Source organism: Flagellimonas baculiformis, assembly GCF_033441575.1.
GTDB lineage: Bacteria > Bacteroidota > Bacteroidia > Flavobacteriales > Flavobacteriaceae > Flagellimonas > Flagellimonas baculiformis.
The window spans coordinates 87,493-101,978 of sequence record NZ_JAUZVW010000012.1; the positions used below are offsets into that span (position 1 = coordinate 87,493).

Annotated in this window: 20 protein-coding genes and 1 other RNA gene; 17 read left to right on the top strand and 4 right to left on the bottom strand. The window is 42.0% G+C overall.

Annotation, left to right across the window (positions count from 1 at the left end; genetic code table 11):
- Positions 1-115: 115 nt before the first annotated feature.
- The 12 genes from SD450_RS15790 (at position 116) to SD450_RS15845 (ending at position 6,434) form a co-directional block, all read left to right on the top strand.
- Positions 116-1,156: a deaminase domain-containing protein gene (locus SD450_RS15790; RefSeq protein WP_318345421.1), complete on the top strand. Its 1,041-nt coding sequence runs from the start codon at positions 116-118 to the stop codon at positions 1,154-1,156.
- Entirely contained in the window at positions 1,143-1,388 is a 246-nt protein-coding gene (locus SD450_RS15795) for a hypothetical protein (RefSeq protein WP_318308862.1), read from the top strand. The genes SD450_RS15790 and SD450_RS15795 overlap by 14 nt, the downstream gene beginning before the upstream one ends.
- Positions 1,339-1,518, top strand: a complete 180-nt coding sequence (locus SD450_RS15800) for a deaminase domain-containing protein (RefSeq protein ID WP_318345422.1) — start codon at positions 1,339-1,341, stop codon at positions 1,516-1,518. The genes SD450_RS15795 and SD450_RS15800 overlap by 50 nt, the downstream gene beginning before the upstream one ends.
- A complete protein-coding gene (locus SD450_RS15805) occupies positions 1,505-1,744 on the top strand; it encodes a hypothetical protein (protein ID WP_318345423.1) in 240 nt (79 codons plus the stop codon). The genes SD450_RS15800 and SD450_RS15805 overlap by 14 nt, the downstream gene beginning before the upstream one ends.
- 163 nt (positions 1,745-1,907) lie before the next feature.
- Positions 1,908-3,551 carry a deaminase domain-containing protein gene (locus SD450_RS15810; RefSeq protein WP_318345424.1) on the top strand — a complete coding sequence of 548 codons (1,644 nt, stop codon included), beginning with the start codon at positions 1,908-1,910 and terminating at the stop codon, positions 3,549-3,551.
- Complete coding sequence (locus tag SD450_RS15815) at positions 3,538-3,789, top strand: hypothetical protein (protein ID WP_318345425.1); 252 nt, start codon at positions 3,538-3,540, stop codon at positions 3,787-3,789. The genes SD450_RS15810 and SD450_RS15815 overlap by 14 nt, the downstream gene beginning before the upstream one ends.
- 35 nt (positions 3,790-3,824) lie before the next feature.
- Complete coding sequence (locus SD450_RS15820; RefSeq protein ID WP_318345426.1) at positions 3,825-4,169, top strand: hypothetical protein; 345 nt, start codon at positions 3,825-3,827, stop codon at positions 4,167-4,169.
- Positions 4,170-4,209: 40 nt separating this feature from the next.
- A complete protein-coding gene (locus tag SD450_RS15825; RefSeq protein ID WP_318345427.1) occupies positions 4,210-4,851 on the top strand; it encodes a hypothetical protein in 642 nt (213 codons plus the stop codon).
- Positions 4,851-5,267 carry a hypothetical protein gene (locus SD450_RS15830; protein ID WP_318345428.1) on the top strand — a complete coding sequence of 139 codons (417 nt, stop codon included), beginning with the start codon at positions 4,851-4,853 and terminating at the stop codon, positions 5,265-5,267. The genes SD450_RS15825 and SD450_RS15830 overlap by 1 nt, the downstream gene beginning before the upstream one ends.
- 64 nt (positions 5,268-5,331) lie before the next feature.
- The gene (locus SD450_RS15835) at positions 5,332-5,805 is read left to right on the top strand and encodes a hypothetical protein (protein WP_318345429.1); all 474 of its coding nucleotides are present in this window, start codon (positions 5,332-5,334) and stop codon (positions 5,803-5,805) included.
- Between the two features lie 12 nt (positions 5,806-5,817).
- Positions 5,818-6,159 carry a hypothetical protein gene (locus SD450_RS15840; RefSeq protein ID WP_318345430.1) on the top strand — a complete coding sequence of 114 codons (342 nt, stop codon included), beginning with the start codon at positions 5,818-5,820 and terminating at the stop codon, positions 6,157-6,159.
- Positions 6,160-6,200: 41 nt separating this feature from the next.
- Positions 6,201-6,434, top strand: a complete 234-nt coding sequence (locus SD450_RS15845) for a hypothetical protein (protein WP_318345431.1) — start codon at positions 6,201-6,203, stop codon at positions 6,432-6,434.
- A gap of 83 nt (positions 6,435-6,517) precedes the next feature.
- On the opposite strand, the gene SD450_RS15850 is transcribed toward SD450_RS15845, so the two are convergent.
- Positions 6,518-6,907 carry an acyl-CoA thioesterase gene (locus SD450_RS15850; protein ID WP_318345432.1) on the bottom strand — a complete coding sequence of 130 codons (390 nt, stop codon included), beginning with the start codon at positions 6,905-6,907 and terminating at the stop codon, positions 6,518-6,520.
- Positions 6,907-7,971 carry a glutaminyl-peptide cyclotransferase gene (locus tag SD450_RS15855; RefSeq protein WP_318345433.1) on the bottom strand — a complete coding sequence of 355 codons (1,065 nt, stop codon included), beginning with the start codon at positions 7,969-7,971 and terminating at the stop codon, positions 6,907-6,909. The genes SD450_RS15850 and SD450_RS15855 overlap by 1 nt, the downstream gene beginning before the upstream one ends.
- A gap of 75 nt (positions 7,972-8,046) precedes the next feature.
- Here SD450_RS15855 and ffs point away from each other — a divergent pair.
- The 3 genes from ffs to fsa all read left to right on the top strand — a co-directional run bounded on the left by ffs (position 8,047) and on the right by fsa (position 9,674).
- Positions 8,047-8,145: signal recognition particle sRNA small type (ffs, locus tag SD450_RS15860), an RNA gene on the top strand.
- A gap of 23 nt (positions 8,146-8,168) precedes the next feature.
- The gene (locus SD450_RS15865; RefSeq protein ID WP_318345434.1) at positions 8,169-8,978 is read left to right on the top strand and encodes an SDR family oxidoreductase; all 810 of its coding nucleotides are present in this window, start codon (positions 8,169-8,171) and stop codon (positions 8,976-8,978) included.
- Positions 8,979-9,017: 39 nt separating this feature from the next.
- Entirely contained in the window at positions 9,018-9,674 is a 657-nt protein-coding gene (fsa, locus tag SD450_RS15870) for a fructose-6-phosphate aldolase (RefSeq protein ID WP_151889025.1), read from the top strand.
- A 160-nt stretch (positions 9,675-9,834) separates the two neighbouring features.
- Here fsa and SD450_RS15875 read toward each other — a convergent pair whose 3' ends face one another.
- Entirely contained in the window at positions 9,835-11,220 is a 1,386-nt protein-coding gene (locus SD450_RS15875; RefSeq protein ID WP_318345435.1) for a TlpA family protein disulfide reductase, read from the bottom strand.
- Positions 11,221-11,391: 171 nt separating this feature from the next.
- Here SD450_RS15875 and SD450_RS15880 point away from each other — a divergent pair, with 171 nt between their 5' ends.
- A complete protein-coding gene (locus SD450_RS15880; protein WP_318345436.1) occupies positions 11,392-13,020 on the top strand; it encodes an ABC-F family ATP-binding cassette domain-containing protein in 1,629 nt (542 codons plus the stop codon).
- On the opposite strand, the gene SD450_RS15885 is transcribed toward SD450_RS15880, so the two are convergent.
- Positions 13,017-13,736: a hypothetical protein gene (locus SD450_RS15885; protein ID WP_318345437.1), complete on the bottom strand. Its 720-nt coding sequence runs from the start codon at positions 13,734-13,736 to the stop codon at positions 13,017-13,019. The two genes, SD450_RS15880 and SD450_RS15885, sit on opposite strands and share 4 nt — an antisense overlap.
- 213 nt (positions 13,737-13,949) lie before the next feature.
- On the opposite strand from SD450_RS15885, the gene SD450_RS15890 reads away from it, so the two are divergent.
- Entirely contained in the window at positions 13,950-14,486 is a 537-nt protein-coding gene (locus SD450_RS15890; RefSeq protein ID WP_318345438.1) for a fasciclin domain-containing protein, read from the top strand.

Here is a 14,486-nt window from a genome sequence, read left to right on the forward strand (position 1 = left end):
TGTCGATCTTTTTTATGCCGTAATATTTTGTTTTTTGGTTTAATTAATTCTACACCGCTACCAGTACAATAGGGGCAACGGAAGATGGGAGCCCATTGCCGTGCCGGGGTACGATGTGGACACCGCAGCGGCCCTCGATTACCTTTTTGGGCAGGTATTTAGCTCTGCGGCAGGGCATTTGGTGTTGGATGCCGCGGGCATGGTGCCCGTGGCCGGGGAGGTCTTTGATATAGCCAATGGAGTATGGTACACCATTGAGGGCGACGGTGCCAGTGCAGCCATTTCTTTTGCCTCCACCATACCCTTGGTATATGCCACCACGGTTAAGAATGCGGGGAAAATTGTTAAATTAGCCAATGGCACCACCGTTTTGGTAAAGTTCTCCAAGGAGGCTACCGAGCGGTTGGTGGACGTTCTTAAGCGATTGGACTTGGATGCCGCACAGCTTAAAAAGCTGAGTGATGACCTTACGGACAAGGAATTTGCCGAGGCAATTGCGGCGAATCCTGAGTTGGTGGAGAGTTGGAAGGTCTTATCGAATGGTAAAGCTTCTTTGCGAAATATTGATAATATCACTGCTGTAGATGCTTTTAGAAAAGCGAATCCCAATATCTCTGATGATGCTATACAAAGTGCTTTTGATGGATTGAAAGAAAGCAGGAAGCAATCTTTTGTAAATGCGTTGAGGAGCTGTGCGGATAATACAAACCTGATAGGTTCGCTAAACGAAACAAAACTTGCCTCGGTTGACGAAATAAAAGATGCCCTAAATAAAATTAGGGATTACAGAACTGGAAAAACCGGAGGAGGAAATTATGGCTACTTGGAAGGCACTGTAAAAGGAAATGGGGTTGATAATAAAGTATGGAAGAGTGGTCCTGCTAATACTGATATTGAGCCTCAAATTTTTGATGCTATTCATGTTACGGGAAGTAATGGCACAACATGGCTTAGAAATACTGATTCAGAATATAAAATGCTGAACAAGCTAGCTGATGATTTAGGAGGCGTAAAAGGAAAGACTTATTCAGATGTGACAGGCACTTTAAAAATAGTGTCAGAGAACCCATATTGCGCCTCATGTCAGGGCATTATTCAACAGTTTAGTGAGATGTTCCCAAATATTGAAATAATATTAATCGATGGAATTAGATAAGCCTTTGGAATTTGAAATTATTACAGGAGATGATGTACTTATCAAAAAAAGTATTGAGAACTACAATAAGACATATAAGACAGATTTTGAAATTGTAAAATTTATTTATGATGAAGTTGTATTTGCAAGAATTAAAGTGACAAAATATAAAATGTCAGATATTTTTGCTCTTGGTTATCAATTTGGCTCTACTTCACAACATTTTAGGCAAAAAGGAGAAATCGACTGGTAAAAAGAGGTTTTACAGGTTCGTAAAAATAGTATCAGAGAATCCTTATTGTGCTTCTTGTCAAGGTGTAATACAGCAGTTTAGCGATATGTTCCCTAATGTAGAAATAACGTTAATAGATGGAGTCAAATAAAGAGTTGGAGTTTAAAATAATGGTTACTTTTCCTGATATATTAAAAGCAGCCGTTGAAAATCACAATAAATTTAGAGGAACTGATTTTGAGATTACAGAAACTATTTATGATGAAGTGCCTTTTTGTACTCTGAAAGTAACAAAATATCAACCTTCTGATGTCTTTGGGTTGGGTTACAAATTAGCAGCTTTAGAAGAGAAATACAGGAATGAAGGAAGCTTCTAAAATTTTTAAAAATAAGAGCCTCCCCCGCTAGCGCGAGCCTCTGGGCTGGTGCCGAAAATGAGTAAGAGATTGTGTTAATAATTATATAAAAGTTCTTTGACATAACATAGAGATTAAAGATACGAGCCGGACGCTCGCACCAGCAGGGGGAAACTTGGACGAATTGGGCCTTAAAGATCTGGTGGTCAAGTTCAAAAAGAAAAAGGAGAACCATGGCAAAAAGTTGGTTGCCACGGAATATGCCCAAGAAACCACAAAAGTCTTTGAGGGCCGGGAACTGGAATATGAAGGGTTTTCCTTGACCTTCAATACAACGGACCGCATAATGAAGGGCAGCAACTCACTTCAACTGTGTTTTAAGAGTGCGGATGACCGCAGCACCTTCGTGAATACATTCTTGGCTTCCCCACCAGCAGGCAATGCGTTGTATTACACCAACCTCACAAGGGAACTGCACACTAAAATGGCCAGCAAAAAATATGATGATGCCCATTTATTGTTGACCATGCTCCCAAAGTGTGAAATTGAGGCCTTCACCACTTCGCAAAGACTGCCACTGATCAATAGTCTCGTGGATGAAACCACCACCGATGGACTGCAAGAACAACTGGTAATCCGTTTGTTGGAAGAATATGAAGATGCCCACATTTTGGAGCAAGCTGGCCTTTACAGACAATTGGACCTTGTTAGGCTTTTTAAAAGTGTGGACGGTGCGGAGTCGGACCTGTTGACCTTTGCCCTGTGCACCATGGTGGAGCGGTACAGGTCAGTTGTGAAATTGCCCTATGGTGGTACAGTGGCCATACAGGAGATTTCCACAGGCAACATCTTTACCCGATACCATATAGCAAGGGACTCGGTGGGTGCCTTTCAGTTGACGTTGGACACCAATGCGGCGGGGTACAATACCAGTTATCATAATTCGGAGGTGGTGGTGCCCTACACGGATATATTCAGTATTTTCACGGTAGAGGGCGAAGCCTTGGAGATTCCCTATCTGCTACTGCTCAAGGGAGTGGTGAAAAAGGAAGAGGAACGCACTTTTAGGCAGATGATGGTGGCGGTGGACGTGGCCTCCTTGGCCTTTGGCGTTGCCGAGCTTAAACTGGCCTTTACGGCAACCTCCAATTTGGCCAAGGCCTTTAGGATAGCCCTGGCCTCTGCGGACATTATGGCCACGGCAGCGGATGTGGCTTGTAATGGGGAAGACAATGAGTTGTGCCAGGATTGGCAAAAGGTAAGCGGTTGGGTGCAATTGGGATTGATATCCGCCACAGGTGCGGATTTACTGTACCAGACGCTTAAAAAATCTTCCAAGCTACAGAATGAGGTGCTGCGGTTGGGATTGACTAATAAGGGGGATGAGTTTTTAGAGGGCTTTGTGGGTGTAGTAAGAAGAGGTAACGCAAATGAAATAGCTGATGCGACAACAAGAATAGCTAATCATAGGATGTCAATAAACAAACCATCTAGTGGAAATTTTGGTTATGTGGAAGGAAATATAAATGGAAACTCTATAGATAATAAACTTTGGAGTAGTGGTACAGCCGACCCGATTACAGAACCACAAATTTTTGATGCTACAGAAGTTGGAGGTTGGATCAGAAATACAGATTCGGAATACAAAATGCTCAATAAATTGGCCGACGACTTAGGAGGGGTTAAAGGCAACACGTATCCTAATATTACTGGAGAAATTAAAGTAATATCTGAACGAACTTATTGTACCTCCTGTCAAGGAGTTCTTCAACAGTTTAGTGAGATGTTCCCAAATTTAAAATTAATTTTAATTGATGGAGTTAGATAGAACCGAAGGTATATTGCATATAGCAACTGGAGATTACCAGTTGATTCAAGATTTAGTACATCTCTTTAATAAAGTTTATAAAGAGAATATAGTTTATAAAGAATCTATCGATATTGATGGTGTGATGTTTAGCTACATAGATGTCTCTACTATTTCCATAGACAAGATATTTTTACTTGGTTCAATGGTCGGCTCAAAAATCAGAGAATTAAGGGATAAAGGAGAAATAGACTGGTAGTTAACAAGTTAGTTGATATTAAATGATTTTTAAGAATGGGGAATTGGAAATATTTTCAACTAATAACAGCGTTTTATAGAGCTTTTTTTAATTCAATTGCACAAGGAATTCCAATAGAGAGTGCAATTCATCAAGTATTCGAGGATTTTTGGTTTCTTCCAGAAGAAGAAAATATACTGAACAACTTTATATGCTTAATCCAATACATGGAAGTCAATTTTTCTTTAAATAAGGTAGTCAAACCTAATTTGGTTGATTTGTTTTATTCACATATGGAAAAATTAAAACCAGTTAAACTAGATGAGTTTTTAGATGCTGAGGAAATTGAACATCTGAAAGAATCAATAAATGAAATAAAATATAAAATAAAAGCATCTTGATATTGCCCTTTGCCATGATTGGCAAAAAGTAAGCGGTTGGGTGCAGTTGGGCTTGATCTCTGCCACAGGTGCGGATTTGCTGTACCAAACGCTAAAAAAATCTTCCAAGCTGCAGGATGAGGTTTTGCGGTTGGGATTGACTAATGCCGTGGATGATATTCCTTTGGTTAAAATTGTTGATAATTATACACCATCACTCACAGGAAAAATAGCTGAGTTTATGAATGTGGATGGGAGTTTGTTTGGTAGATTATATAGACAAACTACAAGTTCAGGAAAAATTGAATATACATTTAAATGGACTAAACCTGATGGTAATATTGTTAACATTACAGGATTATCTGCAGAAATTGAAAATGGTTTTATTGAAATAGATTTGTTGCTCGACCAAGTGCAAGGAAAAGGAGTAGGTAAAGTTATTTTTGATGATGTTTTTAAACATTATGATGGTGTTGGAACAAATTATCAAGGATTTAAAGGCAGGTGGGAAGGTAAAAATCCTAATTATTCAAACGGAAGCTCCGATAACTTAATAAAATATTGGGAAGCTAGGAAAACTATGACAAAAAGTGAAGCTGCTTTTGAAACTTGGACAGGAAAAAGAGCCTTAGAAAATGGTTTTGTCAATGCTAATGTAACAGAGATAAATAATGATTTGGTTATAGTTGAATTTACAAGATAATGGAAGAAATAAATAAAACAGAGCTTTTTGAGGTATTACAGAAAACTTCAATTCAAGTAAATAAAATTTTTATGCAGATTAATCATCTTAGAAAGGCTATTAAAGATAAATGTTTGATAATAGAGGAAACAAAAAAGCTTGAGTTACTATTTGATGAGTTTGATTTTTCAATGAATAATTCAGAAGGGAAATTATTAGAAAATTTTAGAAATAAAATCAATGTTTTTTTTGATACGCCAAAATTAAATAAAGGGAGACAGTTAAGTAGAGGGCAATTTAACTTTTTTGAAAGTGTTTATGATAATCCTGAGTATTTTGGGGAAATTGAGAGTAATTTATCAAAAGTCAGAAAGAAATGTGAAGTGTGTTGGTATGGAATTCTTCAATCGTACGGTAAGATTCTGATAACAGCTTAAGTTGTAACTATTTTGTTCGCCAGCTCTAGATTGGCAAAGGGCAGGCACTTGGATAGAGTTGGGCTTGATCTCTGCCACAGGTGCGGATTTGCTGTACCAAACGCTTAAAAGATCCACCAAGCTACAGGATGAGGTGTTGCGGTTGGGAGGTGCTGATGATGTAGGTAATTTACTGGACGAAGCTTTGATTGCAGAACTCAGAGCTTCAGGGGTAAAATTTACAGAAGCTGATTTAATGTGGATATTTAAAAATAATAAGGACAAAATTATTTTTCTTGAAAAAGGCAATACTTCCTCTGGATTTGAACATATTTTAAGACACAAACAAGAATTTATTGATGCGGGAATTAGCGAAACCGATATCTCGGATTTCATTTTGCAAGCGCTTAAGAAAAATAAGATTGTAGGTTATCAAGGTTCTGGGAACGGTCGACCTATATACGAATTGATTTATCAAGGAAATAAACAACGAATCGCCATTACAACAGGAAGTAATGGGTATGTTGTAGGTGCAAATATGAAATCTGCAACTAAATAATTTTAAAAAGTTATGAAAAAAATAATGTATCTGTTTGAATATTTCTGTTCTCCTATTTGGCTTTATGAAACTCCCAACGATATGTCAAGGGTAAAAAATGTTAACGTTGATGTTTTGCCAATAAGTCAAGATTTAAAAAATGAGATACGAGCATTGGATTTTATTTATCAATCGACATATAATGATGACTATCCTGCAGAGCCAATAAAACTATCAAAAGAAGAGGAATTGAATTTTTGCAAAAGAGTAATTGAATCTGAGAAGAAATTATATGATGAGTTGGTGTCCAAGTATAAAATTGTTTTTGATAAAGATATGTGGAAAAGAAAAATAGATGAACTAGAAAATTGTTAGTTGAGATTCCTTCGCTAGTTAGTGTCAGAATTTACAAGATAATGGAAGAAATAAATAAAACAGAGCTTTTTGATGTATTACAGAAAACTTCAATTCAAGTAAATAAAATTTTTAGGCAGATTAATCATCTTAGAAAGGCTATTAAAGATAAATGTTTGATAATAGAGGAAACAAAAAAGCTTGAGTTACTATTTGATGAGTTTGATTTTTCAATGAATAATGTAGATACCCCAATTTTTAGGACAGGTTTTCTACAAAAATTTTATGGAAATTAGGATTCAAACGTTCTGCCTGCAGCAGTGGTAGGAGAATTGCGCAAAAATTATGCTTGTTTTGAAGACTGCCAGTTCAAAATTGGTTATCTGAACAGTTCCTGGACAGATTCAGGCACACGCTTGGGACGGAAGGTTTTAGCATCCAAAAGGCACCATTCCGTGGTGCTCTTGACCATCAGTTCACCTGTTTTATGGTTCTTGATCTCAACGGCCCTGATGGACAGTGGACCTTTACTTGCCTCAATGTGCGTGGTCACTTCTACCGTATCGCCAAGTACGGCGGATTTGAGGTAGGAAATATTGTGGTTCCGGACCACCCAGATCATTTCCTTTTGCATATCTTCATTGGTGACCTGTTCCCAATGTTTCTTGGAAATGTCCTGGATCCATTCCACATACCTGATGTTGTTCACGTGGTTCAGGTCGTCAAGATCGTCCACGGCCACATCAAATATTTCTGAGAAAACTTGCATCAGTCCTTTTTTCGGATGGTGACCTCGAAGAGTTTGTCCCAGTTCTTCCCGGTGACAAAAAAAGTTTTTCGCTCGGGATGGTAGGCCACACCGTTCAGTACCGAATTAGTATCGTCCCACTCGGCCCCTTTGGAAACCTTGCCTTTCAACCCGCCAAAGTTGATGACCCCTTCGATGGCCCCGGAAGTGGCATCAATGATCATCATGCTCTCTTTTTGATACACATTGGCATAGATTTTTCCGTCCACATATTCCAACTCATTGGCCATATTGAATATGGATTTGTTGGTCACGGTCTCTATATGGCCCGTTTCTTCAAGCGTCTCTGGGTCCAAGAACCAGATTTTTTCGGTACCGTCGCTCTTGTAGATTTTTTTGCCATCGTTGCAGAGGCCCCAACCCTGTGGACTTTTGCCATAGGAGAAGTTCTTGATCTTCTCAAAATTGGAAATATGGTACACATAGCCCATACCGCTTTGCCAGGTCAATTGGTAGAGCTTGTCGTTCATCAAGGTGATGCCCTCGCCAAAGATGGTATTGTCCATTTCAATCTGCTGCAGGACCTCTCCCGTCTCAAAATTGACCTTTCTTACGCTAGATTCACCTCTTTTTCCGGTACTTTCATAGAGGATCCCGTTGTGGAATTCCAGTCCTTGTGTATAGGCCTTTGGGTCGTGCGGGTAAGTGTTCACGATTTCATAGGTATAGACCTCAGGGGCCGAGGCGGCCAACAGTTTCAAGCTTTCCTCGATTTCGACGGTTTCTCCTTCGATATCGAACTTGGCCGTCAAAACTTTGTTGCCCAAATGGGGGAGGTCCATGGTCAATTGGCCATTTTCCAGAGCGAGCTCTTTTCCGTCCATAAAATAGCGGATGTTGGAAATCTCGATCTCTTTTTTGTTATGGATGGAGACCCCTACCTTTTGGTTTTGCTGTAGGGTCTTGTTTTCCAGTTGGATGGAAAAATGCTTGGCGGGATCGGTATTCCCCCCGCAGCCCAAAAAGAAGAGCAGCAATCCCAAAAACGAAGCTAATTTGAACATCATCCGTTGTGTGTGTTTCATGGTTTTGATCCTTGGAGGTCGAAATTAAGAATGAATTGGGATTGTCACAAATTTAAAAGGTCGTATATTTGCAGTCGGCAAGTCCTACACGACCAGCTCCTGCAGAATCCCCCAGGGTGGGAACGCAGCAAGGGTATGCGGTCGTAGCGGTGCGATGTAGGTAGCTTGCCGTTTTTTGTTCCCTGAACTCAGCTATCATGGAAAAAAAAGTAGTATTGATCACCGGAGGTTCGTCCGGCATCGGCAAATCCATAGGAACCTTTTTGACCACAAAAGGGTACAAGGTGTACGGTACTACAAGGACTCCGGCCAATTATCCTAATTTTGATGTTTTTGACCTTATCCAGTTGGATGTAAGGGATGTGGACAGCATACAACATGCAGTCTCCCATATCATTTCCAAGGAAGGCCGATTGGATGTGCTCATCAACAACGCGGGAGTGGGCATTACCGGCCCCATAGAAGAGACGCCGCACGAAGAGATCCTAAAAGTGTTCGATACCAATTTCCATGGCCCTGTGCACATGATGAAGGCCGTGTTGCCCCAAATGCGCAAACAAGGAGGGGGAACCATTGTGAACATTACCTCCATTGCAGGATATATGGGATTGCCGTTCCGAGGGTTCTACTCGGCCACCAAAGGTGCGCTGGGACTCATTACCGAGGCACTTCGTATGGAAACCAAGGATTTTGGGGTGACCATTACCAATGTGGCCCCGGGCGATTTCGCTACCAATATTGCCGCAGGTAGGTACCATGCCCCGGTTTTGGACGGCTCCCCGTATGAGGACAACTATGCGAAAACCATTGATTCCATAAACGGGGACGTGGACAGTGGGGGAGACCCCGAACAAGTGGCGAAGGCCATATATTCGATCATCAATAAAAAGCGGCCCAAAGTGCACAATCCGGTCGGGGCTTTTTTGCAGAAGTTTTCCCTTACCCTAAAAAGACTGCTGCCCGATAAAGTATATGAAAAGTTGCTGCTCAACCATTATAAGTTGTAGCTTTACACTTCTTGAAAAATCACATATAAATAGTTAAAAATGAAGTTTTTTATTGATACGGCCAATCTAGACCAAATTAGAGAAGCACAAGAATTAGGGGTGTTGGACGGTGTCACCACCAACCCTTCGTTGATGGCCAAAGAAGGAATCACAGGGAAGGACAATATCCTAAAACACTATGTGGATATCTGCAACATTGTTGAAGGCGATGTCTCCGCCGAAGTGGTGGCCACCGATTTGGCAGGAATGATCAAAGAAGGTGAGGAACTGGCCGAACTGCACGAGCAGATTGTGGTCAAGATCCCGATGATCAAAGATGGTGTAAAAGCATTGAAATATTTCTCGGACAAGGGCATCCGTACCAATTGTACCTTGGTGTTCTCAGCAGGACAGGCCCTATTGGCCGCCAAGGCCGGAGCCACCTATGTGTCCCCATTTTTGGGACGTTTGGACGATATTTCCACGGACGGACTCAATCTTATTTCAGAGATCAGGCTCATTTATGATAACTATGCCTTTGAAACACAGATATTGGCAGCATCCATCCGCCACACCATGCACGTGATCGATTGTGCCAAGATTGGTGCCGATGTGATGACAGGCCCATTATCTTCCATCGAAGGATTGTTGAAACACCCATTGACCGATATAGGTCTGGCCAAGTTCTTGGAAGATTACAAAAAAGGAAATTCCTAAAGGAAATCGACATCGATAATAAAATAAAGCCCTGAGAAATCGGGGCTTTTTATATGTTGCCTACTGGTTGCGGGGCAAACTTTCTGAATATGGGATTGTAAATTATTTCAAGCTTGAACCAAGTCACAGAATAACTCAATAACAAATAACCAAAGGTTTATTATAGTGAAGTGTAGAGGTTGGCAAATCCGTCCACGACCAGCGTATCCTTGGTGATCACGCATTTGTTCAGGCCATCCACCACCATATTGGTCTGGATTTCCTTGAAGTTTACCCCATAATATTGACTGCTTTGGTCCAAACCATATTCTTCGACCAATATTTTCCACTGCGGATAACTTGTCTTTAGATTGATGCCCACAAAATTGTGGTTAGGGTATTTTTTTGAAAGGGTATCGATATGTTGGTTGATATTCCTGAAATGGCGCTTTTGGGAAGCCGTCCAGAAATAAATGACCGTATTTTCTTTTTTGTTCACCACATCCTTCAGTTGGACCACATTGTTTTCCATATCCCTGAGAACAAGGTTGGGAACCTTGGCGTTGGGCTGAAGGTTTTTGATGGCATTGTACAACAGGTCTATCTCCTCTTTGTGCTCCTCGTTGGAGGACAGGGAGCGGAACTTGTCGATGAACACTTCGCATTCTTCGTTCGGATTGCGCTCCTTCAACAGGTAATCTATGGCGATGTTCCTGAACAGAATGTCCCTTAGGCCCACCTCATTGACCAGACTGTCCACCATCGCAAGTTTATGCTTGTTGAAATGCAAATGGTCGCTCACGGGTTTTTTTTCCGAAGTGCAGCTTTCCATGCAGGTCATGTAGGACAAGTTGCCAAAGTGCAACTTCATGAAATTGAAATACGGCCTGTAGTAGGTGAGGTCCTTGTTGTTGAGGTCGATACTGTTCCGGTAGGCATAGAACGATTCGTCCAGGTCATGGAACGTGTCTTCGCCGGTTTTTTTCTTGTGGTAAAAGGGGTATTTTTCCTTGTTGATGTAGGTGCTGTAATCAATGGAGGCCTCTGCCATTTCCATGTCACGTTCCGACAGGTCATAATCATTGGCAAACTCCTTCAATTGATGCATTTTGATAGCACGTAGGGAGTCGATTTTCTTGCTGAAATCCTCTGGATCAAGAAGATAGTATTCTTGGATCAAGGGTTCCTCCCTTTCATGGGTAAGGAACATTTCAATCATAAAATTGTTGATCTCGCTCCCTTTACCGGAAAAAACAAGGGTCTCATCAAACTCGACGGTATTTAATCGGGCCAAGAGACTGTCCCCTTCTTTTAGATATACATATTGGAGTTCTGGTGAATGGTCAAAATGATAAAGCCCTTCCTCTATCCCTTCAAGTTGGAAGGAAAAACGGTTGTCGGCATCCAATTTTACCGAGTCCACATAGGCATCATCGTGGTAGAGAACAACATAATCGCTCGTGGGATTTACGATTTGTCCACCAAAAAAAACCGGTGAGCACTCTCCAGATTTATCTGAACAGGCGAAAAAGGACAATAAGGAGAGGCCGAGTAAAAATCTAACCATATATAGGGAACCATCCATTTAATCAATCAAAAGTAAGAATACCCATGCCCCGACCCTGTTAATGGGTAGTTAAAAGTTGCATTGTCCTATTTGCATGACGGTCAATAAGGTGTACATAAATTAGAAATTGGGTTTGGATTTGGCTACTTTTGCAAAAAATAAAATAGTTGCATGTTATCAGTATCCAATTTATCCGTACAGTTTGGCAAAAGAGTGTTGTTCGATGAGGTCAACGTGACCTTTACACACGGTAACTGTTATGGCATCATTGGCGCCAATGGTGCCGGAAAGTCCACTTTTTTGAAGATATTGTCAGGACAGGTGGACCAGACTTCGGGCCATGTGCATTTGGAGCCCGGAAAAAGGATGTCCATTTTGGAACAGAACCACAATGCCTATGACGAGTACCAGGTCTTGGAATCGGTGGTCATGGGAAACAAACCTTTGTTCAAGATAAAACAGGAGATTGATGCGCTATATGCGGACTACACTGATGAAAACGCGGAAAAAATAGGCGAGCTACAGGTGCAGTTCGAGGAGATGAACGGATGGAACGCCGATAGTGATGCGGCCGCCCTGCTTTCCAACTTGGGCATATCGGAAGACCTGCACTATGCCACCATGGCGGACATGGACCCAAAGTTGAAGGTACGTGTACTTTTGGCACAGGCCCTCTTCGGTAACCCAGATGTGCTGGTCATGGACGAACCTACCAACGACCTGGATTATGAGACCATCAATTGGTTGGAGAACTTTTTGGCGAATTACGAGAACACCGTTATCGTAGTCTCCCACGACAGGCACTTTTTGGATGCGGTCTGTACCCATATTGCCGATATCGATTTTGGAAAGATCAACCTATTCTCCGGGAACTACACGTTCTGGTACGAAAGTAGCCAATTGGCGGCCCGCCAGCGTGCCCAGCAGAACAAGAAAGCCGAGGAAAAGGCCAAGGAACTTCAGGAATTCATCATGCGTTTCAGTGCCAACGTGGCCAAGAGTAAGCAGGCGACTTCCCGTAAAAAAATGTTGGACAAACTTAAGGTGGAGGACATCAAACCGTCCAGCAGAAGGTATCCTGCCATTATTTTTGATCGCGAACGGGAGGCGGGGGACCAAATCCTCAATGTGGAAAAACTTTCGGCCACTTCGGAAGATGGTGATCTGCTTTTCCAAGATGTCAACATCAACTTGGCGAAAGGGGACAAGGTGGCCATTCTTTCAAAGGATTCACGGGCAACCACCGCTTTTTACGACATCATTTCCGGTAAGTCAAAAGCCGCCAGTGGAAGTTTTCAGTGGGGTGTGACCACTACCCAATCCTATCTTCCTGCGGACAACTCGGATTACTTTCAGGAAAACATCAACTTGGTGGATTGGCTCCGTCAATGGGCTAAGACCGAGGAAGAGCGAGAGGAAGTCTATATCAGGGGCTTTTTGGGAAAAATGCTTTTCAGCGGCGAGGAGGCCCTGAAAAAATGTACGGTACTTTCCGGAGGTGAAAAAGTGCGTTGCATGCTCAGTCGAATGATGATGCTACGCGCCAATGTGCTCTTGCTGGACGAACCTACCAACCACTTGGACTTGGAGAGTATCACGGCATTCAACAATTCGCTCAAGAACTTCAAGGGAACCATCATGCTCACCACCCACGATCACGAATTTGTGCACACCGTGGCCAATAGAATCATTGAACTCACGCCCAAGGGAACCATTGACCGCTACTTGACCTTTGACGATTATATGTCGGACAAGGCCATCAAGGAGCAGCGGGACAAAATGTATGCAGTGACCGCTTAGGCATTGAAATACTTACTGTTCCAAATGGCAGGATTGAAGTTTTTGCCCAGTGCGAATCCGTAAAAGATCACCACGGAGGCCATACACTTGAACATAAAGAAGAAAATAATCCAGAACTCAGCGGTAGAGTTGTTCTTGGAAAACAGCCCATTAGGAACGATAAGCGTCACCAAATAACTGAGGACAAACACCACAAAGGTCAGGTTCACGATATTCTTGAACGGCCAGGCCATCAGCTTCCTCAGCGGATGCAGGTCGTTGCCCCATTTGTGGACCAGATAGAAATAATCGTTGCCGATGGGTGCAAAGAGTAGGGGGTCGTCCCTGTCCTCCAGTTTGAAGAGCTTGGAAGGCGCCATGATCTTGTATCCTTTGATCTCGGTGTCGTGGGCCGCTTCCAACTCCTTTATTTTTGAAATGGCCGTTTGTGGGATCTCACCCTTAAAAAAGGAACTGTCCAAAAAACGAAGCCGATAGTCGATGCAGATTTTTTTGATCTGGTCCAAGTGGAAAATCCGTTCGGTTTCCAGCAGGTCAAACACAAAATCGTTGCGATTGATGGGAGTTTTTGAAGCAAGTTGCCCCATTATGTACTCTTCTTTAGTGTTTTTTTCCTTCAATAGACGCTCCACCTCGGCCAAAATCTGGGCTTCGTTGGTCTGCCTATCCCTTATTTGGTGCAGCTTTTGCTCAATGTCCGTACTTCTAAATATCATGTTTTTTTCTTAGCAATTCCCTCAAAGTTAATCATTTGTGTCAGCGATTGAAAAAGTTGGCGAAACAACATCACGTTAACATTGTGTTAAATGGAATTGGATGGAAAAAAATTAATTGTGATTTGGATAAAAAGATGTAACTTATCGAAGTTTTTGGTATTTAATCGAGAAGCATGCCCAACCAACTTAAGTCCCAACATTGAAAAACCATAAATGAAAGCCCCCGTTACTAAAATCCTGCTCGGTCTTTGCATGGCCTTTACCTCTTTTTCCTTTGCCCAGACCACTACCCAAAACTTAAAGTCCATCGCACAGAATGCCAATGAATCCGATGGCCATAAGATTTTGTTTGCGGCTGTAAAAGCCACAAACTTGGATGATGTTTTGGAAGAATCGGGGCCGTTTACGGTTTTTGCACCATCGGATGCTGCTTTTCAGAAATTTTCAAAGGAAAAAATAGAAGAACTCCTCAACGCAAGTGACAAAAGCGAGTTGAAGACCTTGCTGACCTACCACATCGTGGCCGGTCAATTGACGGCTTCCAAAATCTTGCGTGCCATGTGCCAAGGAAATGGCAAGGCCAGCTTCACCACAGTGCAAGGAAAAAAATTAGTGGCGCATTTGGACGGGTATGACATTGTCTTGACCGACCCAATGGGCAACACCGCAAGAATCACTACGGCAGACCTTAACCTCAAGAACGGGGTGGTGCATGAAATCGACAGTGTGATATTGCCGACCCAAATGTAA